This is a genomic window from Lactobacillus sp. IBH004 (assembly GCF_026185255.2).
GTDB classification, from domain to species: Bacteria; Bacillota; Bacilli; order Lactobacillales; family Lactobacillaceae; genus Lactobacillus; species Lactobacillus melliventris.
The window spans coordinates 1192966-1219404 of record NZ_CP110217.2 but is presented as its reverse complement, the minus strand read 5'-3'; the positions used below and the strand labels follow the sequence as shown (position 1 = coordinate 1219404).

Genomic DNA, 26439 nt, shown 5'->3' with positions numbered 1-26439 from the left:
AGTCATCGACTGAACTAGAGACCCTTTTGTAAACCTGGAGCTAAAAAGCTTCAGGTTTATTTTTGTGGAAAGAGTAAAAAATGAAAAATAGCAATTTTGTAACCTTAAAATCATTTGTCAGTGTCGAAAATTTAACTGTAGCAGAAGTAGGGGCGCTTATCGAACGCGCAGAATATTTTAAAAATGGTGGGGCGCGCCCGCATTTAACTCAACCGGTTTATGTTACTAATATGTTTTTCGAAAATTCGAGTAGAACACATACCAGTTTTGAAATGGCGGAAAGAAAATTAGGTTTGACGGTCATTCCGTTTGATGCTGCTCATAGTTCAACCCAAAAGGGTGAAACTCTGTATGATACTTCTTTAATTATGGCAGCACTGGGAATTGACCTTGAGGTTATCAGACATTCGGAAAATGAATATTATGAGAAATTAATACATCCAAATAAAAACCAACACCTTAATATTGGTGTGATAAATGCTGGTGATGGTAGTGGTCAGCATCCTTCACAGTGTTTACTTGATATGATGACAATCCACGAACATTTTGGTCATTTTAAAGATCTCAAGGTAGCCATAGTAGGAGATATTACTAATTCAAGAGTAGCTAAAAGTAACATGGAACTTTTAACCAGGTTAGGAGCAAAGGTATATTTCTCAGGTCCTGATTATTGGTATGACAAACAATATGACAAATATGGTGAATATCTGCCGATAGATGAATTAGTTGCTCAAATGGATGTAATGATGTTGTTGCGGGTGCAGCATGAAAGACATGCAGGAGATCCTAACGAAGCCAAATTTGATGCTAAAAAATATCATGACAAATACGGAATTAATCAGAAACGCTATAACGCTATGAAAGATGATGCCATTATTATGCATCCAGGTCCAATTAACCATGATGTTGAGCTTAGTGGCAATTTGGTCGAAGCTCCAAAGTGTAGGTTCGTGCGTCAAATGGAAAATGGGGTCTTTATGAGAATGGCAATGATTGAAGCTGTTATGCGGGGACGCAATTTAGGAGGATTATCCTAATGGTAACAGTTATTAAAAATGGTTACATATACACTGGCGGAGAAATAGTCCATAGCGACCTTTTAATCAAAAATGGTGTGATTGCCGCAATTGGCAATAATTTAACAGCTGAAAAAGAGATTAATGCACAAGGAAAACTAGTTAGCCCTGGTTTAGTTGATGTTCACGTTCATTATAGGGATCCTGGCCAAACTGAAAAAGAAGACGTCCGAACTGGCTCATTGGCAGCAGCACATGGCGGTTTTACTACAGTCTGTACAATGCCTAATGTAGACCCCGTTCCTAATACTCCTGATTTAATGGCAAAAATGGTCCAGAATAATCACAAAGCTGGTTTAGTCCATATTTTGCAATACGCACCCATCACAGTTGATGAGGATAGTAAAGAAATTCCTGATTATGCTGGGTTAAAAAAGGCTGGTTGTGTTGCGCTAAGTAATGATGGTAAAGGAGTGCAGGATGCGCAAACTATGTTTTTGGCAATGCAAAAAGCTCGAAAAAATAATTTGCTGATAGCTGAGCACGCTCAGGATGATTCTCTTTTTAATCATGGCGTTATGAATGATGGGCCAACAGCGCGGCTACTTAAACAGGAGCCAATTACTGAGCTGGCAGAGACTACTCAAATTGCGCGTGATCTTTTATTGGCAGAAAAGACTGGGGTTCACTACCACGTTTGTCACGTTTCCACTAAAACAAGTGTTGAATTAATTAGAATTGCTAAAAGTCATGGTATTAATGTTACCTGTGAAGTGGCACCTCATCATCTTTTATTGGGGGAAGAAAATATTGGTAAAGATGATAGCAATTTCAAGATGAACCCACCTTTAAGAACCAGGGAAGATCAAAAAGCACTAATAGCGGGATTACTGGACGGTACGATTGACATGATTGCGACTGATCATGCACCACATACTGCAAAGGATAAACAAGGTGGCTTCAAAAATGCTGCGTTTGGTATTGTAGGCAGCGAAACAGCCTTTAGTGAGCTTTACACCAAATTTGTCAAAACTGGTACTTTCACATTACAGCAGTTATTAAATTGGTTGACAATCGCTCCAGCCAAGGCCTTTGGTCTTAAAAAGGCAGGAAGAATAGCAATAAATCAACCAGCTGATATTGCCATTTTTAATCTTGATCAAAAAGCAGCTATAAATAGTTCTGACTTCAAATCCAAAGCAAGAAACACTCCTTTTAATCAAGATTTAGTATTCGGTCAAACGGAATTAACAATGGTTGATGGCAAAATTGTTTTTCAAAGGGAGGAAAGTAAATGAGATATTTAATTTTGGAAGATGGCAGCATTTTTGCAGGTGAAGGTTTTGGCGGAGATCGGGTAACCAAAGGTGAAGTCGTTTTTACCACTGGTATGACCGGCTATCAAGAAGCAATCACGGACCAGTCTTATGCCGATCAAATTCTGGTATTTACAAACCCATTAATTGGTAATTATGGCATTACGCTAGCTGATTATGAATCACTTGAGCCGGGAATAAAAGGGGTGATTTGTCACCAAGTTGCGCGCTATCCCGACAACTGGCGCATGCAGACTACTCTGCCCGCTTTTCTTAAGAGCTTAAATATTCCGGGAATTCAGGGAATTGACACCAGAAAATTGGTTAAAAAACTGCGCGCGCACGGCACAATGAAGGGTCAAATCTGCGATTCTAAGGAAAATGCTGCTGCAATTGCTGCTGATTTAAGAGCAAATAAAATTACTGCAGGAGTAGTTAAGCGCGTTTCAACTGCAAAATCATATCCTGTGCCGGGTTCAAAACGTAATATTGTTGTTGTCGACTTTGGCTTGAAAAACAGTATTTTACGTGAACTTAGTAAGCGAGACTGCAATTGTATAGTTCTGCCTTACACGACTTCAGCTGCAAAAATTTTATCTTTGCAGCCAGATGGAGTGTTATTGTCAAATGGCCCCGGCGATCCACTTGAAATGAAGGATGCAGCTAAAATGGTGCAGGAAGTTGAGCAGAAAATACCACTCATGGGTATTTGTATGGGGCATCAGGTTTTTGCTTTAGCCAATGGTGCTAAAACTTATAAAATGAAATTCGGTCACCGCGGCTTTAATCATCCTGTACGTGAAATTGCTACTGGGAATATTGGATTTACCTCTCAAAATCATGGTTATGCTGTTAGTCGTGATTCAATTGATCCTGAAAATTTAATGGTAACTCATGTAGAAGTTAATGATGGGACCATTGAGGGTCTACGGCATAAAAAATATCCCGCTTTTTCAGTTCAATTTCACCCTGACAGTACCCCTGGTCCGCACGACGAGGAAGGGATTTTTGATTACTTTATGCAAATGATTGATCAAAGAAAGGACAATGAAAGTCATGCCTAAAAGAACTGATATAAAAAAGATAATGGTAATAGGTTCAGGTCCAATTATTATTGGTCAAGCAGCAGAATTCGATTATTCTGGAACACAAGCATGTTTGGCTTTACGTGAAGAAGGCTATGAAGTGGTTCTGGTTAATTCTAATCCTGCTACTATCATGACTGATACTACGATTGCTGACAAGGTTTATATTGAGCCGTTAACTGTTGAATCAGTTTCCCGCATTATTCGTAAGGAATATCCTGATGCAATATTGCCTACTTTAGGTGGTCAAGTTGGTTTGAATATGGCCTTATCGTTAGCTAAAAGCGGCATTCTAGACGAATTAAATATTGAACTGTTAGGAACAAAACTTGATTCAATTGAACAAGCCGAAGACAGAGAAAAATTCAAGGAACTTTGTCAAAAACTGGGTGAACCAGTTCCGCCTTCAACCAGTGTTAAAACAGTCCAAGAAGCTTTAGATTTCGGAGATAAGATTGGATATCCCATTATTGTCCGTCCCGCCTTCACTATGGGAGGAACCGGTGGTGGAATTTGTAATGATCGCGCTGAACTTGCAAAAATTGCCAAAAATGGCTTGGAACTGTCTCCGGTTACCGAATGTTTAATTGAACGGTCGATTGCTGGCTATAAAGAGATTGAATTTGAAGTAATGAGAGATCATGACGATAATGCCATGATTGTCTGCTGTATGGAAAACTTTGATCCTGTCGGTATTCATACCGGGGATTCAATTGTTTTCTCACCATCACAGACATTATCTGACAAAGAATATCAGATGTTGCGTGATTGCTCCTTAAAGCTTATTCGGGCACTAAAGATTGAGGGCGGCTGCAATGTTCAATTAGCCTTAGATCCAAATAGTTTTAATTATGATGTCATTGAAGTTAACCCCAGAGTTTCGCGTTCATCTGCCTTGGCTTCCAAAGCTACCGGCTATCCGATTGCCAAGATGGCAGCCAAAATTGCTGTGGGTCTGACTTTAGATGAAATTAAAAACCCAGTCACTGGTACTACTTTTGCAGAGTTTGAACCAGCATTGGACTATGTTGTCTGCAAGATACCACGCTGGCCTTTTGATAAATTTGCCAAAGCTAATCGCGAATTGGGTACGCAGATGAAAGCAACTGGGGAGGTTATGGCAATAGGAAGAACGGCTGAAGAAGCCTTTCAAAAAGCCGTTCGTTCCCTGGAAATCGATCAAAAAGATTTTTATTCAGTTGAAGCCCATAAAGCCAGTGATGAAGACCTCGAAAATAAACTGGTTAGAGCGCAGGATGATCGTCTTTTCTACTTAGCTGAAGCCTTCCGGCGGGGTTATTCAATGTCGGACTTGCATGAATTAACTAAAATTAATTTTTACTTTTTAGATATTGTTAAGCATATTGTCGATTTAGAAAAAGTTATTGCCGCAAATCCTGATGATCTAGAGGTTCTTAAAAATGCTAAAAAATATGGCTTTAGTGATCATACAGTCGCTAATTTGTGGCATGAAGATGAAGACAAAGTAAGAACTTTGCGCAAGCAAAATCATTTGCTGCCAGTATATAAAATGGTGGACACTTGTGCAGGTGAATTTGTTTCTCAAACTCCTTATTTTTATTCTACTTATGATACCGAAAATGAGAGTCAGAAAACTTCCAAGAAGTCAGTGTTGGTAGTTGGTTCAGGTCCAATTCGCATTGGCCAGGGTGTAGAATTTGATTATGCCACAGTTCACTGCGTTAAAGCCTTGCAAAAGATGGGTTATGAAGCTATTGTCATTAATTCAAATCCCGAAACTGTTTCAACTGATTTTTCCGTTTCTGACAAATTATATTTTGAGCCTTTAACTTTAGAAGATGTGTTAAACGTCTGCGATTTAGAGCAGCCAGAAGGTGTAATTATTCAGTTTGGTGGTCAAACCTCGATCAATCTGGCAGCTGGTCTGGAAAAACATGGTATCAAGATTTTAGGTACTAGCGTAGAGGATCTTAATCGAGCAGAAGATCGAGAATTATTTGATCAAGTAGTAAAAGAATTAGGTTTGAAGCAGCCGCAAGGAATCACCACTACCACACATGCTGGCGTTATTAAAGCAGCTGAGAAGCTGGGCTACCCAGTTTTAGTCAGACCAAGTTATGTATTAGGTGGAAAGGCAATGGAAATTGTTTACAATCAACCTGAACTTGAAGACTACTTGCACAACCATGTTGACATTGCCAGCAGTCATCCAATTTTGGTAGATGATTACCTCGATGGTCGAGAGTGTGATGTTGATGCTATTTGTGACGGAGAAGAAGTACTTATTCCTGGAATAATGGAGCATATTGAACATGCTGGCGTTCACTCTGGAGATTCTATGGCCGTCTACCCGGCTCAAACATTTTCACCTGCCATTAAGCAAAAAATCGCTGACATTACCAAAAAACTGGCTTTAAAGCTTAATTGCCGTGGAATAATGAATTTGCAGTTAATTGAGCGCGGTGGAGAAATTTATATTATTGAAGTTAATCCCCGTGCCAGTCGTACGGTGCCATTTTTAAGTAAAATTACCAGTATTGAAATGGCTCAGGTTGCTACTCGGGTAATTATGGGTGAAAGTCTAAAGGAGCAAGGCTATAAAGATGGTCTGGCACCAGAAACAAAAATGATTAGTGTTAAAGCACCAGTCTTCTCGTTTAGTAAACTTTCAGATGTTGATAGCTACTTGGGGCCGGAAATGAAATCAACTGGCGAAGTCATGGGCAGCGACTTGAGTTTTCCAAAAGCACTTTATAAGGCTTTTTCAGGAGCCAACATGCAAATACCAGACAGTGGCAACATTTTGTTAACCATTGAAGACCGCGATAAACAGGAAATATTACCAATTGCCAAAAGATTTGCCCAAATTGGTTATCGTATTTTTGCTACCAGTGGTACGGCCAGTTTCCTAAAACAAAATCATTTACATATTACTCTGGTTGATAAGATTCATCAGCACAGTGAGACTAATATTTTAAATGAATTTAAAAATGGAAAAATTGATTTGGTAATAAACACTATGGGACATGATTTGGCGAAAACTTCTGACGGCTTTATTATTCGTCAAGCGGCTATTCAGCAAAATATTCCTTTAATTACTAGCTTGGACACTGCCCGTGCACTTCTAACTGCCTTAGAAAACCGGTCGTTTTCTACAATAAGCATAAAATAAAATTTAATAAGCAAAAGAGCAACTGCGTAAACAACAGTTGCTCTTTTTGTACTTAAAAAGGTGCGTGCAGATAAATTTTATTTAATACTAAATTTAATAGCAGTTTCAGACAGATCTATTGTATAAGTAGTATTTTCAAGGGGTCTCTTGGTCATTCCCTGATCGGTTGAATAAATAATTAAGCAAAGTTTGCTGCCAACAGGCATTTTGTAGTATGTTGGCTGCAGCTTAAATTGTAAGTCGTAAAATTCACCGACCTTAATACTACTTGGTTTTTTCATATCCGCGTAATTTTGCAGATTCATATGAGATTTGGTAATTAATTTAGCATGAGTCAGCTTATCTGGCATAAATTCTTGCAGGGAGTCTAATTGAAAATGAAAGCCTAATTCTTGGCCTCCTGGCATTAAGATTCTGGGAGTAGCTGTCAACCGTTTACGATCGCCGATTTCGACTAAAGCTACAGAAATTTGACCTCTGTTAAGACTGGATGCTACCCGCATTCTTATTTCTGGTCGACCAACTATTGTTACTGGATGAATAAATTCATCGGTCATGAAGCGCAAACTTGCTTGAGCCCATTTCTTGTTGCCACAAATAAACTGGTATTGCCAGTCATTTTCTGAAATTTTGGCTTTTTTAAATTCGGTTCCGCCTACATCTGTGAAGGAAACTCTCTTTTCGCTACTTGTGTCCTTTGCTAATTCATTGTCATCAGCTGGGAAATAAACTGTTTCTTTTCCGCTGTCATTGCTCCAATCCTCTTCTTCATGCCACTTATCTGCTTTTAGATTGTCCTGAACTAAGACAGTTGGCCATTGCTGATATGCGTTGTTTTCAAGACCTAATAGTTCATGAACCAACCACAAATTCATCAGGTCGGTAAAATCAATTGAAACTAAATTGTTCATGTTATAGTGGGGACCTTGGTGCAAGAAAAGATGATGTTCTACAGGAAGATTTTTGACTTTTTGCCAAATTTTGTAAACATTTTTCGGCTTGACATTCCAATCATTGAGACCGTGGACACTAATCCAGGAACACTTAATATTATTGGTATGATGACGATAATTGCGTTTTTCCCAGAAATCAGAATACTGGCCGGTTTTACGATCAGCTTTGTCTAATAAAATCTTTTGCATTGCGTCAAATTTAGGTTTGATCTTTAAGTAGTCTCCTGCATCCCATAAGTTGGACTGACAAGTTTCTGCCAGCATGTCTAGGTCTTCTCCTTGACATTCTTCTGGCGCTATTACTAATCCATGCTCACGGTAATAATCATACCAGGAAGAAATGGCAGCTTCAGAAATAACCGTTTTTAAGCCGGCAACACCAGTAGTTGCAATAGCTATTTGCAAGGTTCCTAAATAAGACCGTCCTGTCATCCCAATCTTTTTGTTGCACCAGGTAGCTTTGGTTTCATGTTGTCTAGATCTATCAGTGTAAGCAATTCTGTCTCCGTGTAACCATTCTATTATTTCTTTTGCACTTTCGGTTTCTTCTGGTGCGCCGGTAATTCTAAGGCCATCACTGCCGCGGGTACCAATAGCGCCAGCAAAGACGCTGGCGAAGCCGCGAGCTAACATGTATTCGTTTAAACCGTAGGAAGATTTGCCAACGGCTTGTTCGACCGGCTTATAAGACACAGTATCATTGTTTGGCTTTTGAGCTTTAACAATAGCAGCAGCTTGATATTGCGGATTTTCCCATTCAGTCGCATCACTCAAATTCTCGTCAACGTTATGGTTACGCTTTTCATTATCAATGATACCGCCAAAATAGGGACTAGCTGTATATAATGCTGGTACCGGCATATTTTCACTTTCAATTGGTCGAAAAATGGTTGTTTGCAAAAGGTCGCTCTTGCCGTCGCCATCAGTGTCAAGGTCACTTTCAACGTAAACTACTTCTCTGATTATTTTGCTGGTATCAAAAACTGGCATACTTTTGCCATTAAAATAGAGAAACTTATTTTTGGTAAATTGGCTTTTGCGGTTATAAAAATAGCCTTCACCCGCCATCACATCAATTAAAAGCTGTCCGTTTTTAGCACGAGTATTTAGTAAACGATAAAAGGCGCGGATGAGTGCTTGCTTATCATTAATATCTGCAATATAGGGCAACGCCTGCTTTCTCATGAATTTTAGAGGATCTGCCAGTTGATAATCGTACCCAACGTGGTACCCTAAAAGTTGCAAGGCCACGTTATAGAATTGGGGAGACAGTATTTTTACCGGATTGCCGTCTAAAAATTGCTTGAGTGTTTGTGTTTCTGATACAGCAAACTCGGCTAATTTTGCCTTTCGTGCACTCGCATCATTGGGGTCGACTACTGCCACTGCATTTCCTGTGAGTTCAGCTAGCAGATCAGCAAAAGAAAGCTTTTCATAATCGGCTGGTAAAAATTTAATTTGTTGCAATTCTTTAACTTCTGTTTGGTAATCAGTTTTGACATAAGCGTATTGATTGTATTTCATAAAATTCTCCTTTTTGTATTATTTTACCTGTTATTAAGATCATTAGAAAGCCAGTTATTAAAATAAAAAAGAAAGAAGGTTTTAAAAATCTTCTTCCTCTAATGTAAATCATAGCCAAACTTCTTGGTAGGTCTTTTCATTAAAACCGCAGGTCAGTTTTTCACCTTCAACCACCAATGGTCGTTTAATTAATTTACCATTTTTGGACATCATATCTGCTGCTGCGGCAATTGACATATCAGCTACCTGATCTTTGAGATGCAGTTTGCGGTAGTCTTGTCCGTGCGTGTTGAAAAAATACTTTAACCCGCGATCCTGATGTTGGGTAAGCCAATTAATTAAGTCAGCTTTCTCGGGTGGTTGCTCTACCAAATCCTGAAAGTCAAATTTAACATTGTGCTCTGTTAACCATTTTTGAGCTGCTCTTGAAGTTGAGCAGCGCTTATAACCGTAAAATTTTATCATTTTCATGCTCTCCTTTGCTTAAATTATAGCAATGATAGCAAGCAAAAATACAATAATAAAAACATTTTTATAATTTAGGATGTATTATGTTAAACTCAGTGTATAGTTTTGAAATGAAATTTGGGAGTTGCAATTTTGCAAGAAATATTTGTTTATATTTATAATATTGCCTTTTTAGTTCTTTATTTATGGGTAATAAATGTTTCAGAATATGCTTATAAAACCACTAATAATGGTATTTTTTACTATGTGGGCCTGCTTTACGTAACATTAATTATTGACAGTACGATGGCTTTTTCATCAGATCTGCTGAAAGTCACTAATAGTAATTACCAGATTGATACCAGAGCGTTTTATTTAATTAGAATTTTGGCATTTATAATAGGGGGAATTTGTTATGTTAAATTGATGTCCAGCATGATAAATAAGAAACCCCAAATTTTATACTATTTACCTATTTTTGCTGTGTCCTTGTTAAATGTCGCTTTTGTGTTAAATTCTTATAGTGAACAAAATGCGGGAGTACTCCAAAGGAGTACCCAGGATGCTAGTATTTTATTTCTTTGCATAATTTATTTTTGTAACACTTTTAAATCAGATTCTAAAGGAAAAAATAGCAAGAAAAAATATTACGATCGAGCTGTAATATTGACTGCTATTTTTATGACGTTGTCATGCTTAGAAGGAATCTTATTTTTATTTTTGAACGATTTAAATCAAAATAGTTTTGTCATTTTAACCAGTTATATGAGAGTTATCGGTTTTAATGAAGATCTTTTTTCAATTATCCTGTCTTTATTAATTATTTGGTTTGCTAAAAGGGAAGAGGAAGAAGCAAATAAAAATAACTTAGAAATTTTAGTGCAGCAAAAAATGAATCAATATCAATCTATGCTTCACGAAAAGGAGAATGCTAGCGAAGAAAGTCAAGTTGTTGAATTCTGTAATTATTACAATATGACAAAAAGAGAATCAGAAATATTAAGGCTAGTCTTAAAAGGTAAGAAGAATCAGGAAATAGCTGATGAATTGTATATTTCTGTAGGAACGGTGAAAACACATATATACAGTATTTATAAAAAATTAGCTGTTGATCGCCGCAGTCAGTTAATGCATGTTTTTATGGAATATAAAGAAAAATAAGCTAAAAATAATTGGCTAAATCTCAAATTAAGCAAAGAGACTGGGAAATTATGTTAATGGTGTGTGATTTTTCAGTCTTTTTTAGTTTTCTCAATCATTTACAGCACCGTTTTTAGTCTTTTTGGCATCTACTACTAAAGTTTAGTTTTAAGAATACTTAGTTGCAGCACATTTTACGCCTAAAATACAACGAAAGTTGATTGTAACTTTACTCTTTTTTGCTTAACTTGATCCATGAATTAATCCATAAATGGATCAAACAGAAAAGGAGAAAAAGTTATGGAGAAACAAAAATTACCTGCTTATCGCTGGGTGATTCTAACAATTGTTAGTTTGTTGTGTTTTATTGCTAATTATATTCAGTTTCAGGTTTCGGCGTTGGCCACAGTAATTATGCCTCAATTACATATTACGACTGCTGAGTTTTCGGCTCTCTTAATGGCGCCAATGCTCGTAGCCGTTGTGCTTAGTATTCCGGCTGGATCTTTAGGAGATAAATTTGGCTCTAAAAAGGTAATATCAGTGGGTTGTATTTTATCCATCATAGGTGCATTTGGCCGGTTTATTGCAGCGAATTTTGCCATGATGATGATAATGCTCTTATTATGCGGTATTTTTATTTCACTTTTAAATGCCAACTTAATTAAAGTTTTGGGTACCTGGTTTAAGCAGGATACGGATGCTGCCATGGGTGTATTCTACGCAGCTTCATGCTTGGGAATAACTTTGGCTCAAATCACTAGTTCATGGTTTCCGTCTGTTAATGCTGCTTACATGTTTTCATCTGTTTCATTATTAGTTTTAACTATTTGCTGGATAGTTTTTGTTCGTGATACTCCTAAAGGCGAATCATTGCCGCCAGCAGAACCGACAATGAAATATTTAAAAGTTGCTATTAAAAGTAAAAATACCTGGATTGTCTCAATTTGTGCTGGCTTAGGAATCGCCTCAACAACTGCTTATGCTGGTTTTTTACCGCAGGCGCTTAATTTAGGTCAACATATTAATAATGCGACAGCCGGAATTATGTCTTCTGTAGTTACTGTCGGTAGTTTCTTTGGCTCTTTAATTGGTCCAGCTTGGTGCAACAAGCTTGGTCGTTATAAGATGTTTTTGACCGTAACGACATTAATTGGTGCGATCGTAATGTACTTTACCTGGTATACACCAGCTGGTTTCTTTTTATGGGCCATGTTAGTAATTAATGGTTTCTTTACTGCAATTAGTGGACCAATAGTTCAAGCTATGCCAATACAATTTCCAGAAATAGGAGAGAAATATTCTGGTAGTGCTGGCGGAATAGTTGGTACAGTTTCAATGCTGATATCATATTTTATTCCAATCATTGTGTCCAAGATTGCTGGAAACGACTACGCTAAGAATCTAGGGATTGAGTCGTTAATTTTCGGATTATCGATACTATGTATATTGGCGTTGCCTGAAGTTGGTAGTAAAGCAAAAAATAAATAGGAAGGCAAGAAAAAAATGGAAAAAGCAGATTTCGTTTTAAAAGGATCAGCTATTTTTACTGGTGCTGGTGATAAGCCAATATCTGGTTGCGTTTTAATCAAGGGAAATCGCATCTTGAAGATCGTGCCGTTAGATAGAATGACTGGTTATATCGATGAAAAAACCACCGTGATTAATTGTGGTGATCATTTGATTATGCCCGGCTTTAACGATTCTCATATGCACATTTCGCTAGGTTCTGTTCAAAATGATCCGGACTTTTGCATTCAAATGATGAACTGTAAGAGTGAGGAAGAATGTGTACAAATGGTTAAATCATTTGCTGATTCGCATCCTGATAATCCTTGGATATATGGTACAGGTTGGTATGCAGAAGTTTGGGATAATCCTCATACTCCCTCAAAAGAATCACTAGATGCTTTAAATTTAGACCGCCCAGTATGTTTAAATTCATTTGACCTTCACTCCGTCTGGTGCAATTCTATAGCTCTAGAGAAGATTGGTATTAAAAAAGATACGCCCAATCCCCAAGGTGGAATATATGGTCATGACGAACAGGGCGAACTAAATGGTATTCTATACGAACCACCAGCAACAAAAGCCATGATGGACGAGGTTTTAAATGTGCCAACACTGAAACAATCTTTGCTGAAATGTCTAAAGCACTTTCGTGAATTAGGTATCACTTCAGTTGCTGATGTCTATCCGTCAGGTCTAACGAATGACAATATCCCGGAAATATTTGATGAATTAGAACAATCTGGAGAATTAACTACCAGAATTACATCATTTCCATCCTTGACAGATATTGCTGGTGCGAAAGAACTGAAGAGAAAGTACCATACTAATAAGCATAGGGTTGCAGGTTTGAAACAAGTTCTTGACGGCGTGGTTGAAGCTCATACTGCCTTTTTGAGTAAAGAGTATGATAATGATCCTGGAAAATTTGGTGATACTTCTTTAACTCAGGATGAGCTCAACAAATATGTTCTAGCGGCCCAAAAGGAAGGGTTCCCTGTCAAAATACATACTATTGGTGATCAGGCAAGTACGATGGCCCTAAATGCATATGAATATGCCAAAAGTAAAATTGGCAAGTTAACTTTGCACAATTCCTTAGAACATATTGATATGATTAGACAAGACGACATTGACAGACTGAAGAGTTTAAATGTAATGTGTGCAGTTCAACCGCAACATTGCATTGGAGACTATATGAGTGGAGGATATTTGCCTTGTATTGGTAAAGAGAGGTTGTCACACACTTGGCCATACCGTGAAATACTTGATGCGGGAAGCCATTTGGCTTTTGGTTCAGATTTTCCCGCTGTATACTCTGTAAATCCAATTTGGACAATTTATGCGGCTGTAACGCGTTGTGAACCAAATGAAGGTAAACCAGATGGAGGTTATTTCCGAGAACATGCAATTACTCTGACTGAAGCTTTGCAGGCTCATACCAAGTGGTCAGCCTATGCTGAATCCTTCGAAAATGAACTGGGAACTTTGGAACCTGGTAAATTGGCCGATGTCATCGTATTAGATAGAAATCTATTTGACATTGATCCGCAAAAAATTCGTTTTGCCAAAGTTAACTTAACCTTTTCTGATGGTAAGTTGGTTTATAAGCGCGGTAAGTAAATTAAAACTAAAAAACTGATAGTTAGCGATTATGATTGATAACTATCAGTTTTTGTTTGTTTTAAAATTAATTGAAATCTAGTTCAAAATCTTTACTTGTAAAAAGATGTACTTTGCTATTAAAGAGGTAGTTCATCAATATGCCCAACGCAATTGGCAAAAAGAAGAAAAGAATTGCGATTAAAAGAATATTGAACAAATTTGCGGGCCGATTAGCCATTGCCGCTATGGGTCCGATTAAGCCGGAAAAACCAAAGCCTGCACTCATTGGTGTTCCCTGAATTTGAAAGACTGCTCCCAAACCACCCATGATACCAGCATTGATTAAAAGCGGAATAAGTAGTTTTGGATTAGTCATTAAATTAGCCATTTGCATTTTGGGAGAGCCCAAGAAGTGAGCAATTGATGTCCCGAAACTATTGGATTTCCATCCAAAAACAGCTAACGCAAAGGAAACGGCTGTAATACCAAGATTTGCAGAACCAGAAGCAATACCAGAAATGCTGATTGCAGTGGCGATGCCCACTGAAGAAATCGGCGAAACAATGAGCAGGCCGAATACTATTCCCATTAGCATTCCCATGATAATGGGCTGCAAGTCTGTCAGTTTTTGGACTCCTAAACCGATCAAACTAGTGAGTTGACCAACAGGTATGCGCGTCAGACAGCCGATTCCACCTGCTATTAGTAAAACTAAAAGGGGAACCAGTAAAATCGTGTATGCCTTTAATTTTTTACCAAAAAACAATACTAGTCCGTAAGCAATCATAATCGTAATCGCGGTATTAATGACATCACCACTGCCTGTTACAGTGACTTTACCGTTATTCATCATGAAATTACCAGCGCCTGCTGTTGCCGCTAAGGCGATGGATGAAGTTTGAATAGGTGTCAATTTACCTGTCATGCCGACGCATACTGCACTAATTGCTGGTAACAACGCTGAAGCAAAGGTAGTTAAGGCTAAGATAAAACTTAGTTGTGGCATACTGGGTAAAAGAGCTTTTACCAGCTGGTTAATTAAGGCTCCGGGAATTAAAGCTACAACTATACCAGTTGACAAGCCGTTTAGGGTATCTAGCGTAATCTTTTTCAAAGTATTCATTTTTCTCTCCTAAATAAAAAACTCACACAGATGACGACAACTGTGTGAGTCTTCAGAGAAGAAAGTACTTAAGTCTTTGAACACACAATTGTCATGAAGATTGAACTGTGTGTCTAAGACAATGACAAACCAGGCACTCAGATCAAATTGCTGAAGTACCAGAAATAATATTTAACTTGCGGTTGATTAATTTTTTTAATTGCCGTCATAATCTTTACCTCTCATAAATATTTAAGCAATATCATAACTTAATAATAAATAAAAAGCAAGTCCTAATTTAATTTAATTTGAAAACAGCTGATACAGCAGTTAATTAAACAATTTGAAATCATCCTGCTTAAGTAATACAAGTAAGCAAAATATTAAAATGCTGAACTGACGTGATCTTATCTTTTTAATATTTTCCGCACTAAAAAGCCAAAAAATTAAAAATAAAAGTTTTGAATAACTCTTTAGTAACGACTAGAATATTCTCAAGTAAAATATAAATTTATTCTATTGTAAAAGAAAGAAGTGTTTATTATCACACTGTTTATTAACTGTATCAGTTTTTTGGGTGACTGGTTGCTATTCGCTTTTCCTCTATATCAGGGATTAATGGAGCTTTATGACTACGAATGGTTTTTAAAAGAATTTAATCAATCAAGCAAAGCACAGCCTAAGATTTCTCCTCTTTACTGGATTATACCTATTGTCAAAATATACCTAGAAAAGAGACGAGCAGTCAAAATTTTGGGCAGTATTATCAAAAATGAATCAGATTTACGTACAGCTATGAGTTTTATTGACAAAGCAACTGCCTGGTATTTTGTTTCTCTTGGTGGTTGGTTAAAGATGGTATCTTCTTTATATGAATTTATCGGAGAACTTCACGAAGACAGCATATTGCTGCTAGTTGGCGGAACTATAGTTTTAACATTTTTAGGTATTTTTTCAGGTTATTACCGCTTGAATCCGAAGAGACAAAGAGTGTTGATTTCAAAAATTAAGAAGAACTAGCAAACAAAAAGAACTATAACTGAATTGTTATAGTTCTTTTCTTTAAGAGTTCAAACAAGTGTTAACTATTTATAACAAAATGATCCGGGTGAGATTCGAACCCACGACCCACGGTTTAGAAGACCGTTGCTCTATCCAGCTGAGCTACCAGACCGTCAGTTTTGCGTATTCCTGCGCAAGAACAGTAACTATTATAGAAAAAAATTTAAGTAATTGCAACCAGAAATTGCGATTTTGTTTAAATAATTTTAAAGCAAAATTGATGTTGGCAAAGAAGAGATTATAAGATTAATATGTTAATTGTAGTTTGTAATCGGTATAATTAAAATAATTATTTTAAATGATTGGAAAAATTATGAAACATAAATTACTAAAATTTATCTGTCTCTTAGGCATGCTTCTAGTTAGCTTAAGCCCTGTACAAAAAGTAAAAGCCGATGTTGATTATGATATTGCTAAAAATATCACAAGTGCCAAAGTTAATCCTGATGGTTCTTTGTCAATGAAAAGGGCAATTACCTACCAATTCAATAGTCGAGCACATGGCGTTTATTACCGGCAAGCTTTAAATTCAAATCAAAAAATTGAAGACGTAAAAGTACAGGTAAAAAATGAAAATCAAAAGAGACAAACAGTTAATAACTATCTTCTTAAAAAAATGAAGCGCGGATATCGCTTTAAAGTGTTTTATCCTATAAAAAATCACAGCCATTTTACTGTGACGTATTTTTATCGCATAACCAACGCCATTATTAATTATCGCGACATTGCTGAACTTAATTTTAAGATTATTGGTAATGGCTGGGATACTGACTTAGACTATGTCAAGGCCAGCGTTATTTTCGCTAGACCAGTTAAAGGACTGAAAGCCTGGGCTCATGGGCCACTTGATGGCTACCTTAAAGTTAATCCGAAAAAAGGAAAAATTGTTATGATAGCTGAGAATCTTGCTGGCGACACCGGTATCGAAGTTCATAGTATTTTCCCTGTGAGTATCACTGCCAAAAATAAAAATGTTAAAAACAAGAATCACCGCCAAGCAGTTATCAAGCAAGAGAAAGAATTGGCTCAAGCAACCATTAGAAATAAGCAGAAAAAAGAAAGAAGAAGTATTTGGCTAATAGCATTAAGCTTGTTTGTCGGACTTCTAGGAATTATTAAAGGTTTCAGAACCAAAGCAGTTGGTTTTAAGCCGCGCAAGAGTCGCGAATTGGCTCATAATTATGAAATACCTGATGTGGATCCAGTGTTAGCGCAAATTTTGGATACTGCTAAAAAGCCCGATAATAAGGCCTTTACGGCATATTTAATTAGCTTAGCGGCTAAGAAAAAGATCAAGATCGCAGATTTTAAGGTCCATCGGAAAACCTTTTATCAAATAACCTTGTTAGACAAAAGCATTCTTGATAATAATCCTCTAATGAAAGCCCTTTTTAATACCATTGGTGATGGTAGCCAATTCACGACGCAAGAGTTGAAAAAGTACCATGGTAAAAAGCTTGGAAACTCTTTTGATACCTGGGCAACTAATTATTTTGACAGTAAAGAAAAACAAATATATTTACCTGATACGTTGACCAATAGTCGGGCTAAAGTTATCGGTATTATTATTTTGACGATGGCAGTGAGCTTTGCGTCTGCGGTAATTGCATTAACAAGTTCTTTAAAATATCTTTTGGTAATAGTTATAGGTGAAGTTTTAATTCTGCTTTTGAGTCTTCTTGCTTTAGTTTATAGTAATAAAAAGATTGGCATATACTCTGAAACAGGCAAAAATGAAACTGAAAAAATACGCGGTTTCAAGAAAATGCTGAGAGATATCGGCAAGTTTAAAATGAAAGATGTCGGTGATCTCATACTATGGGAAGATATTATGCCTTATGCCGTTTCTTTCGGTTTAGCAGACAAAGTCATGAAAGAAATGAAAATCGAATTCAGTGAGGAAGAGATTCAAAACAGTAATTACTTCTATTACGGTTTTATTTCAAACACGGGCAAAGACAGTTTTACTGCCAACTTTGATTCTTGTTTTAGTGACGGTATATCTTCTGGCTCTAGCAGTTTCTCCAGTGGTTCATCCGGCGGCTTTGGCGGAGGTTCTGGTGGAGGAGCTTTCTAGTTTGTCTTCTGACTAAAAGCCTGGCTTAAAGATTGGTTTTTGCATTTGCTATAATTAAGTAAAATTCTAAAAAGATAGGTAAAATGATGTTCGATTATCGCAATAATTTAAAAAGAATTCTTAATCAGACGGCGGGAGATGATAAGAGCTTAAAGAATGGGATAGCAGCAATTAAATTAATTTTGGGCATGACTGATGAGCAGACTGCAACAGTAACAGCTAAAAATAATATCGAAGTTGATCTAGAGCAACTTAATTTGCTCTTAACCAGCTTAGCCCGGTTAATTAAAAATCCTGGAGATATTGCCAGTAAGAACACAGCACTTTCGGCAATTCAAAAACTAACGCTTGCTCCAAATATTAATAAAAAATATCGCCAAAATTTAGTCAACCTAAAGCAAGCAATTAATCTGCTGCAAACGCCTAAAGATATGATTGATAAAAAAGTTTTCGAAGAAGCCCTTGAAATTCCCCAAAAGAGTAAGAGAGATTATCGGAAAGGAAAACGGTATACAGTAATTCGTTTGCTATCTGGCTGTGATTTGATTAATGATAGTAATAGAAGAGTGTATACGTTGAAAGAGTCTCAAATTCATTCTTTAAACTTAAAAAGTGGTGATATAGTAGAGGCCGTTCCTGAAGATAAGAATTCCCATTATGAAGCAACTATTTTACGCGTTGTTGGCTTTCGTGAATTGCCGTCTATGGAAGTTGATTCAATCTCAACGTTTAAATATGCGGTAGTGCAAGGACGCGCGGGTCATTTAGCTATTACTCGCAATGCTCAAGGAAAGAAATTACGTGTTAATGGTAAGGCGGTTCTTCTTCCTGTTGATTCGAGTAAGTATTGGGATGAAAACATTAGATTAGTTGATGGCTCAATTGTTGACTTAGCTTGGTATGATGGCGATGTTCGTTTGAAAAAAAATCCGGAAGAAGCAATTCAAATTCGCTGGATTTATGAGCTTGAGCAACCGCAGAAGCCTAATAGCGCTAAAAAGAAAAGAAGCACTACTGCAGAAAAAGATGAGAATTTAACTAAGCTGGCATTGGATTTACATTATCAACGAGTAGGCATTGCTATTGGCAATAACCAGAATGAGGCGATGTTGGAAGGAATAGTCAAAAGGTATAATGGCATACCTATCCCCATTGATGCTTTCCAGGGCAAGAAAAAAATCATGGAAAATCAGATCAAGGATCTGGATATTGTAATCCTGGTAACGGCATTTGCTGCCCATGACAGTACTTGGAATATCAGTGAATTTGCCAGTAAGTATCACATCAAATTTGCAGTTAGTTCAAGTAAAGGCTACCAAGCGTTTGAGCGAGCTTTATACCGTGCTGAAAAGGGTTTGCCAGCGTATGAAGGTAATCAAACAATCGATTATCAGGTTGCTGACTGATAGTCATAACGATTTTCTTTATAATTTCTTAATAATTTAAGAAATAAAGGTCAGCTTTGTGTTTTTGCTCATGCAATTTTACTGCAGGTTAAATAGGAAAGCCCATATTTCTTGCATGATTTGGCTTTTTTCCTGTACAATATTAAATAACAATTTTATGGAAGGAAGATGAGATGAAAACAAAAACGCAAAAGCATACCTGGCAATATTGGCTTTTTTTCTTAGCTGGTTTAGAAATAATTACAATATCAATAAATTTCTTTTATGCTCCTATTAATGTTGCTGCAGGTGGTTCTACAGGTATTTCAATATTGATTGATGCTGTTTGGGGAATTAACCGCTCTCTTTCGGTATTTGTGGTCAATGCTCTGATGCTTATTTTAGCTGCCGTTTTTTTAGGTAAAGAAACTTTAAAAAAGGTGGCTTTAGGCAGCCTTTTAGTACCTGTGTTAATGGCAATTACACCTAGTTTTAAATTAACTTCGAATAATATGCTCGCAGTTATCTACGGCGGAGTCTTAATGGGTGTTGGTGTTTCAATGCTATATCGCATTAACGCTTCGTCCGGTGGGACTACCATTCCGCCTTTGATTATAAAAAAGTATTTTTATATTGATCCCGCATTATCATTAATGGTTATTGATATGTCTGTCATTTTTTTGAATATCTTTGTTGATGGTACTGAAGCTTTTCTGCTGGCCGCTTTTTCTCAGGTAATTACTACAATGACTATGCGTTATACAGAAACTGGTTTTGATAAAAAATATCAGGTGCGCATTATGAGTAACAATAAGTTAGAAAAAATTCGTCAAATGCTGCAGCAGGATTATGATGGCTTGACCGTTTACAATGTCGTAGGTGGTTATAGTGATCAGGATAAGCAACAGCTAGTGATTGTTGTTGATACTAACGAATATGGTCAGCTAGTTGCTAAAGCTCGTAAAATTGATAGTGAAGCATTTATCGTCACCGAAAACATTGCTAAAGTGCATGGTGGTAAATGGCAAATTTAAACCTTATTTAGCAGATAAAGAAGACATTTTTTATTGCTAATTGAACCTGATAGTAGTATGATGTAATAGTTGTATTTGTGGGTTCCTCCACATCTGCAACCGCACATTTTGAGGTCATAAGTCTTGGTTAGAGCACCTCAATTGGCGAGTCTAAGTAATTTTTGGAGGGTAGTAAATGTACGCAATTATTAAAACCGGTGGAAAGCAATATAAAGTTGCTGAAGGCGATAGTGTTTTTGTTGAAAAGCTTGATGCTGTAGAAGGTAAAGAAGTTACTTTTGATGAAGTAGTTCTTACTTCAGACGGCAAGGACGTTAAAGTTGGTACACCGTTAGTTAAAGGTGCTAAAGTTGTTGCTAAGGTTGAAAAGCAAGGTAAGGAAAAAAAGGTTGTAACCTTTAAGTACAAGCCTAAGAAGCACTCACATTCAAAATATGGTCACCGTCAACCTTATACTAAGGTTACAGTTGAGAAAATTGAATTAAACTAGAGGTGAAATAATAATGAATATTTTAAATCTTAAATTATTTGCCCACCACAAGGGTGGAGGTTCTACTGCCAACGGACGTAATTCAGCAGGTCGTCGTTTAGGCGCTAAGGCTGCTGATGGCCAAACTATTCATGCTGGCTCAATCATTTATCGTCAACGTGGCACAAAGATTCACCCTGGTAAAAATGTTGGCCAAGGTGGAGATGACACTCTGTTTGCTTTGGTAAATGGTGTAGTTAAATTTGAGCGGAAAGACAAGTACAGAAAACAAGTTTCTGTTATTCCGGTTGAAGAAGAAGCTAAGTAATTTAGTTCTTAAACCAAAAGACGAAAAGCATATGCTTCTCGTCTTTTTTCTGTTTTATTTAAAAAAGTAATGATGTGATGGTATTGTATATCCCTTTGGGGTTAAAATTGAAGTAAAAGTTTGATATACAGGAGAATACAAGCATGACTGAACAAAATGATTTATTAACACTAATCAACAGGCGCATACAGAAAGTAACCGAACTAATTAAAGAGCGTGATGCCGATGGCTTGCTGATTTTTAATCAAGCTAATTACCGTTATCTTACTAATTTTACCGGTGAAGAAGCACAATTAATTTTAACTGCTAAAGGGGAGCGGATATTACTGTCGGACTCACGCTTTATTGACCAGATTAAGGCTGAAGCTCCAGGCGAAATTGACGTGGTAATGAAAACGAAAGATCAAGACGTTGAAATTACTAATCAATTGCAAAAAGCTAACTTGCAAAAAGTTTTAATTGAAGGGGAGTTCGTTTCAGCGGTTGAATTTACGAAATTGCAAAAACTAAACCCGCAAGTTGATTTTGAGATTTGTCAAGAATTAGTCGAACAAGTTCGCAATATCAAAGACTCCCTTGAATTAGAAACATTACGTACAGCCATTAACATTTCGATGGATAGTTTCAATGAAATTTTGCCTTTAATTAAACCGGGAGCTGTTGAAAGGAAAATAGGAGCTAAATTAGATTACTATTTCAAAGTCAATGGCGGTGATGGTCCTAGTTTTGATACGATTATTGCTTCAGGTGTACGTTCTGCCTGGGCTCACGGGGTTGCCAGTGACAAAATGATTGAAAATGGTGACATGGTTGTAATCGATTTTGGTGCATTTTATCACGGCTATGCGGCTGACATTACCAGGACTGTTGCGGTTGGCAAAGTTGACCAGGAAATGCATAAAATTTACAAAATCGTCCACGAAGCGCAAAGACGGGGCATTGAAGCTGCAGTTGCCGGCAACCACGGTTCTGATGTTGATCGAGCAGCCAGAAGCTATATTACTGAACAAGGATATGGCCAATATTTTGGCCACGGAATAGGTCATGGTATAGGACTTGAGATACATGAACTTTGTCAGCCGGCTCTGCCTTTTGGTAAACAAGAACTAATTAATAATATGGTTCATACAGTTGAACCAGGAATTTATTTGCCAAATAAGGGTGGTGTCAGGATCGAAGACGACATCTTAATCAACGATAACTGTCCTGAAACACTATCAACTTTACCTAAAGACGACTTAATTTCTTTGTAAAAGATAAATAATAATTATAGTAAAATCGCTTACTAATTGGTAAGATAATATTATGGAGATGAGGTACTCAATATGACAATGATTTCAGTTAATGAGTTTAAGAATGGTTTAACTATTAAGTATAATAATGACTTATGGCGAATTGTTGAATTTCAGCACGTTAAGCCAGGTAAAGGTAGCGCCTTTGTTCGTTCAAAGCTAAAGAGCTTGAACACTGGTGCAGTGCAGGAATACACTTTCCGCTCAACCGCTAAAGTTGAAACTGCAGAAATTGAGACCAAGGCTATGCAGTACTTGTATAATGATGGTTCAAGTTACGTCTTTATGGATACAACAACCTACGACCAGCTGGCAATTCCTAATGAACAAGTAACAGACGAAGCTAAATTCTTAAAGGAAAATATGAACGTCAGTGTAATTATGCATGATGGTAAAACATTAGGAATTCAATTACCGAACACTGTTGAATTGACGGTTACCAAAACAGAGCCTAATATTAAGGGTGATACCTCATCAGGTGGTGGTAAGCCCGCAACAATGGAAACGGGTCTTGTTGTTAACGTACCTTTCTTCATCAATGAAGGAGACGTTTTAGTAATTAATACGGTCGATGGTACATACGTATCTCGCGCAAATAAATAATTTTTCGAGGTAAAAAAATGGCAGATAGTTCAAAAATTGTCTTAGATGATAAAAATAACGGTGAAGAAATTGAAATTGATCCTAGTGTTCTTGAAGTTATTATGGGGATTGCTGCCGAAAAAGTGGATGGAGTTGCCGAAATGCACGGTAACGTCAAATCTGGAATCAATCGCGTTTTAGGTAGAGAAAACCATGGCAAAGGCGTCTCTGTTAACATTGATGACGAACACAATTTAACCGCCGATGTTTACGTTAGCATTGAGGCAGGAAAAAATGTACCTCAAATAGCAACGAACTTGCAGAAGTCTTTGAAACAGCAGGTTTTACAGATGACAGATTTAACTCTTAGCGAAATTAACGTGCATGTTACCGGTCTAGAATTCCCAGATGAGGAAGAAGAGGATGGTAGTGGTACTTCACAACTGTTTTCTGACATAGATGAAAAGGGTAAAAATGAATCAACACGAAAGTCGTAGAGTCGCAATGCAGGCCGTTTATTTAGCAAACCAAGATCTTAAATATACGGCCAGTGAAGTTGAAGCCAAAACTGTTGCAATGCTTGATTTGAAAGAACTTCCTGCTTATTCTAAAGAAATAATTGAAGGAGTAATTGAAAAGCGGGATGAGTTAAAAGGTGAATTAGCCGGTTTTTTAAAGAAAAACTGGCGGATTAACCGTATTAACCAAATTTCGCTGGCCATCTTGGAAGTTGCTCTGTATGAAATAAAATACAGTAAAGAAATTGAGCCAAAAGCTGCAGTTAATGAAGCTTTGAACTTGTGTGATGAGTTTGCTGATCCCAAAGATAAACCATTTATTAATGGTATGTTAGCAAACTTTATCTAAAAATATCTTATAGTCGGCTTTATGCCGACTATTTTTTTAGAAAAGGAAATGACAAAAATGGGGCAGCTTTTAGATGGCAAGCGCTTGGCTGATATTCGTGCTCGAAAATTGCAAAAGCAAGTTTGCGAATTAAAATCGCTGGGGGTGCAGCCACTATTTTGCGTAATTAATATTGGTGACGATCCTAGCAGTAAAATTTACCTTAAAACTAAAAAGAGCAGAGCAGATCAGATTGGCATAGAGCAAAAACTGTTTCAATTGCCAAAAACGGTACCGCAGCAAGAGCTATTAAAATTAATTAAACGTCTGAATAATGAAAAAGCGGTTAATGGCATCATGATTCAATTACCTGTACCAAAGCAGATTAATTTAAATGAAGTTTTAGCAGCTATTGATCCTGAAAAAGATGTTGATTGTCTGACACCTGCAAACATAGGACGTTTATGGCAAGGGGAACATTTTGTTGAACCCGCAACAGCACATGGCATTTTGGCTTTACTAGACTATTATCACATTACTTTAAAAGGTAAAAATGCCGTGATTATAGGTAGAAGTAGTATTGTAGGCAAACCCTTAGCTGCATTAATGCTTGAAAGGGATGCAACAGTTTCAATTTTACATTTAAAAACAAAGAATTTGGCAGAATATACCAAAAGAGCTGATATTCTGGTGACAGCAACTGGACAAGCTAACTTAGTTACTGCTGATATGGTCAAAAAAGGTGCAGTTATCATAGATGTGGGCATCAGTCGCGTAAAGGGTAAAACTGTCGGTGATGTCGCTTTTGCTCAGGTTGCACCGCTAACCAGCTTTATTACTCCGGTGCCAGGAGGAGTGGGGCCACTCACAGTTGAATCTCTTATGGAACAGGTTGTCCAGTTGACAAGGAGAAAATATGGAAAGTGCTAAATATCTCACAGTTTCGGACCTAAATTACTATATAACTCAAAAGTTTAAAAACGATCCCTACTTACATAAAGTATTTCTTCAGGGTGAATTGTCTAATTTCCGTTATCGCCGCAACTCTCACCAGTATTTTTCACTAAAAGATGAAAAATCTAAAATTAATGTAGTAATGTTTCGGTCATATTTTGATAAAGTAAAGTTTAAGCCTGAAGAGGGGATGAAAGTCTATGTAACGGGTTACGTTAGTGTTTATGGGCCACAGGGTTCTTACCAGTTTTATGCAGAATCGATGGAACCGGCAGGACTAGGAGCCTTATATGAACAACTGAAACAGTTGCAAAGAAAACTTGCAAATGAAGGATTATTCGACCAAAAATATAAAAAGCCCTTACCTCGTTTTCCTGATTATATTGCCGTTGTAACCAGTGCTTCTGGCGCTGTGATCCATGATATTTTAGTGACGGTTAACAGGAGATTTCCTCATGCAGAAGTTGATTTGTTCCCCGCTCAAGTCCAGGGAGATTCGGCTGCCGATTCATTAGTATCTGCGATGAAGCAAATAGCTCAGTTTAAAGATAAATATGATGTTATGATAATCGGTCGTGGCGGTGGTTCGCTTGAAGATTTATGGCCCTTTAATGAAGAAAGTGTAGTACGACAAGTGTTTGCTATGAAAATGCCGGTTATTTCTTCAGTAGGTCATGAAACGGACACTACATTATGTGATTTAGTTGCAGATGTGCGCGCTGCTACTCCCACAGCAGCTGCTGAATACGCTACTCCTAATTTGGCAGATGAATTAATTAATATTCGTCAAATGCAGAATAGTCTTGTTTCTAGTATGCAAAATACAATCAGAATTCGGCGTGATACTTTAAATCGTATTAATAATTCTGTTATCATGCGTGAACCTACACGACTGTATGATGAACAGGCACAAACATTAGACCTTTTGCGAGATAATTTACATAATAATATGGTGCGTCAATTAGAACGCAGAAGACAAAGTTACCAGTTGGAAAAGCAAAGACTGCTTGCAGTCAGTCCTGGTAAAAAAATTGCAGCGTTATTGCAGCAATCAGATTTTTATTATCAGAGGTTAATTGCTAATACGAAGCAGTGTTTACAAGTAAAACGCAATGCTTTGAGTCAGACAGGGCAGCAACTTAATGATTACAGTCCTCTCAAAACTTTGGACAGAGGCTATGCTTTTGTTACTGATAAACAAAATAAAACTGTTAGTTCTATTGCTCAAGTTAAAATAAAAGATGAAGTCAGACTGCATTTTAAAGACGGACAAGCGACAGCAATAATTGGTTCAACTAGGAGAGAAAAAAATGGCCACTAAGAAAAATAATTTTGAAGCAGAATTAAAAGAATTGCAGACAATTGTTAATAATTTGGAAAACGGTGATATTCCACTGGAGGATGCTCTTGAGCAGTTTCAAACAGGTGTCAAATTAAGCCGCAATTTGAATAAAAAATTAACTGAAGCTGAAGAAACAGTAGCAAAATTAATTGAGAGTGATGGTACTGAACGCAAGCTTGACCCCAATGATGCTGCTGCACCTGAAAAATAAAGAAGA

Annotated in this window: 23 protein-coding genes, 1 tRNA gene and 1 other annotated feature; of the genes, 20 read left to right on the top strand and 4 right to left on the bottom strand. The window is 37.1% G+C overall.

What is annotated here, in order from left to right; translation table 11 throughout:
- The first annotated feature begins 80 nt into the window (after window positions 1-80).
- The 4 genes from LDX54_RS06075 to carB are packed head-to-tail and all read left to right on the top strand — an operon-like array spanning window position 81 to window position 6571.
- Window positions 81-1037, top strand: coding sequence for an aspartate carbamoyltransferase catalytic subunit (locus LDX54_RS06075; protein ID WP_187157577.1), 957 nt, complete (start codon window positions 81-83; stop codon window positions 1035-1037).
- Complete coding sequence (locus LDX54_RS06070) at window positions 1037-2314, top strand: dihydroorotase (RefSeq protein ID WP_265666601.1); 1278 nt, start codon at window positions 1037-1039, stop codon at window positions 2312-2314. Before LDX54_RS06075 ends, LDX54_RS06070 begins: the two co-directional genes overlap by 1 nt.
- Window positions 2311-3396 carry a carbamoyl phosphate synthase small subunit gene (locus tag LDX54_RS06065; protein WP_198202131.1) on the top strand — a complete coding sequence of 362 codons (1086 nt, stop codon included), beginning with the start codon at window positions 2311-2313 and terminating at the stop codon, window positions 3394-3396. Before LDX54_RS06070 ends, LDX54_RS06065 begins: the two co-directional genes overlap by 4 nt.
- Window positions 3389-6571 (top strand): carbamoyl-phosphate synthase large subunit, encoded by a 3183-nt coding sequence (carB, locus tag LDX54_RS06060; RefSeq protein WP_187157574.1) that lies wholly within the window; start codon window positions 3389-3391, stop codon window positions 6569-6571. The genes LDX54_RS06065 and carB overlap by 8 nt, the downstream gene beginning before the upstream one ends.
- Window positions 6572-6648: 77 nt before the next feature.
- Here the strand turns inward: carB and LDX54_RS06055 are convergent, their stop codons facing one another.
- Together LDX54_RS06055 and LDX54_RS06050 are read right to left on the bottom strand one after the other, a co-directional pair.
- On the bottom strand, window positions 6649-9048 hold the full coding sequence (locus LDX54_RS06055) for a Xaa-Pro dipeptidyl-peptidase (protein WP_265666602.1): 2400 nt from the start codon (window positions 9046-9048) through the stop codon (window positions 6649-6651).
- Window positions 9049-9156: 108 nt separating this feature from the next.
- On the bottom strand, window positions 9157-9513 hold the full coding sequence (locus tag LDX54_RS06050) for an arsenate reductase family protein (protein WP_110446250.1): 357 nt from the start codon (window positions 9511-9513) through the stop codon (window positions 9157-9159).
- A 135-nt stretch (window positions 9514-9648) separates the two neighbouring features.
- On the opposite strand from LDX54_RS06050, the gene LDX54_RS06045 reads away from it, so the two are divergent.
- The 3 genes from LDX54_RS06045 (at window position 9649) to LDX54_RS06035 (ending at window position 13767) form a co-directional block, all read left to right on the top strand.
- Window positions 9649-10656, top strand: a complete 1008-nt coding sequence (locus tag LDX54_RS06045; RefSeq protein WP_265666603.1) for a LuxR C-terminal-related transcriptional regulator — start codon at window positions 9649-9651, stop codon at window positions 10654-10656.
- Between the two features lie 279 nt (window positions 10657-10935).
- Window positions 10936-12126: an MFS transporter gene (locus LDX54_RS06040; RefSeq protein WP_110446248.1), complete on the top strand. Its 1191-nt coding sequence runs from the start codon at window positions 10936-10938 to the stop codon at window positions 12124-12126.
- 15 nt (window positions 12127-12141) lie between these two features.
- A complete protein-coding gene (locus LDX54_RS06035; RefSeq protein ID WP_046325079.1) occupies window positions 12142-13767 on the top strand; it encodes an amidohydrolase in 1626 nt (541 codons plus the stop codon).
- 67 nt (window positions 13768-13834) lie between these two features.
- Here LDX54_RS06035 and LDX54_RS06030 read toward each other — a convergent pair whose 3' ends face one another.
- On the bottom strand, window positions 13835-14872 hold the full coding sequence (locus LDX54_RS06030; protein WP_046325078.1) for a PTS sugar transporter subunit IIC: 1038 nt from the start codon (window positions 14870-14872) through the stop codon (window positions 13835-13837).
- 513 nt (window positions 14873-15385) lie between these two features.
- Here LDX54_RS06030 and LDX54_RS06025 point away from each other — a divergent pair.
- Complete coding sequence (locus LDX54_RS06025) at window positions 15386-15871, top strand: hypothetical protein (protein WP_052724654.1); 486 nt, start codon at window positions 15386-15388, stop codon at window positions 15869-15871.
- Between the two features lie 80 nt (window positions 15872-15951).
- Here LDX54_RS06025 and LDX54_RS06020 read toward each other — a convergent pair.
- A tRNA-Arg gene (locus tag LDX54_RS06020) sits at window positions 15952-16025 on the bottom strand.
- Window positions 16026-16226: 201 nt separating this feature from the next.
- Between LDX54_RS06020 and LDX54_RS06015 the strand changes: the two genes are divergently transcribed.
- From LDX54_RS06015 to LDX54_RS05960, 12 genes are all read left to right on the top strand, one after another.
- Window positions 16227-17990 carry a DUF2207 domain-containing protein gene (locus LDX54_RS06015; RefSeq protein ID WP_046325077.1) on the top strand — a complete coding sequence of 588 codons (1764 nt, stop codon included), beginning with the start codon at window positions 16227-16229 and terminating at the stop codon, window positions 17988-17990.
- Between the two features lie 86 nt (window positions 17991-18076).
- On the top strand, window positions 18077-19396 hold the full coding sequence (locus LDX54_RS06010) for a DUF2325 domain-containing protein (RefSeq protein ID WP_046325233.1): 1320 nt from the start codon (window positions 18077-18079) through the stop codon (window positions 19394-19396).
- Window positions 19397-19569: 173 nt separating this feature from the next.
- Window positions 19570-20409 (top strand): YitT family protein, encoded by an 840-nt coding sequence (locus tag LDX54_RS06005; RefSeq protein WP_046325076.1) that lies wholly within the window; start codon window positions 19570-19572, stop codon window positions 20407-20409.
- 87 nt (window positions 20410-20496) lie between these two features.
- Window positions 20497-20571 (top strand) — a sequence feature (ribosomal protein L21 leader region).
- A 13-nt stretch (window positions 20572-20584) separates the two neighbouring features.
- Entirely contained in the window at window positions 20585-20899 is a 315-nt protein-coding gene (rplU, locus tag LDX54_RS06000; RefSeq protein WP_046325075.1) for a 50S ribosomal protein L21, read from the top strand.
- Window positions 20900-20912: 13 nt separating this feature from the next.
- A complete protein-coding gene (rpmA, locus tag LDX54_RS05995) occupies window positions 20913-21206 on the top strand; it encodes a 50S ribosomal protein L27 (RefSeq protein WP_038523172.1) in 294 nt (97 codons plus the stop codon).
- 143 nt (window positions 21207-21349) lie between these two features.
- Window positions 21350-22459, top strand: a complete 1110-nt coding sequence (locus LDX54_RS05990; protein ID WP_046325074.1) for an aminopeptidase P family protein — start codon at window positions 21350-21352, stop codon at window positions 22457-22459.
- 72 nt (window positions 22460-22531) lie between these two features.
- On the top strand, window positions 22532-23101 hold the full coding sequence (efp, locus tag LDX54_RS05985) for an elongation factor P (protein WP_046325073.1): 570 nt from the start codon (window positions 22532-22534) through the stop codon (window positions 23099-23101).
- 17 nt (window positions 23102-23118) lie between these two features.
- Window positions 23119-23577 (top strand): Asp23/Gls24 family envelope stress response protein, encoded by a 459-nt coding sequence (locus LDX54_RS05980; RefSeq protein ID WP_046325072.1) that lies wholly within the window; start codon window positions 23119-23121, stop codon window positions 23575-23577.
- Complete coding sequence (nusB, locus tag LDX54_RS05975) at window positions 23555-23947, top strand: transcription antitermination factor NusB (RefSeq protein ID WP_110446241.1); 393 nt, start codon at window positions 23555-23557, stop codon at window positions 23945-23947. Before LDX54_RS05980 ends, nusB begins: the two co-directional genes overlap by 23 nt.
- Window positions 23948-24004: 57 nt before the next feature.
- A complete protein-coding gene (locus LDX54_RS05970) occupies window positions 24005-24856 on the top strand; it encodes a tetrahydrofolate dehydrogenase/cyclohydrolase catalytic domain-containing protein (RefSeq protein ID WP_046325070.1) in 852 nt (283 codons plus the stop codon).
- Entirely contained in the window at window positions 24843-26201 is a 1359-nt protein-coding gene (xseA, locus tag LDX54_RS05965) for an exodeoxyribonuclease VII large subunit (RefSeq protein ID WP_046325069.1), read from the top strand. Before LDX54_RS05970 ends, xseA begins: the two co-directional genes overlap by 14 nt.
- Window positions 26191-26433, top strand: a complete 243-nt coding sequence (locus LDX54_RS05960) for an exodeoxyribonuclease VII small subunit (RefSeq protein WP_046325068.1) — start codon at window positions 26191-26193, stop codon at window positions 26431-26433. Before xseA ends, LDX54_RS05960 begins: the two co-directional genes overlap by 11 nt.
- Window positions 26434-26439 lie beyond the last annotated feature (6 nt).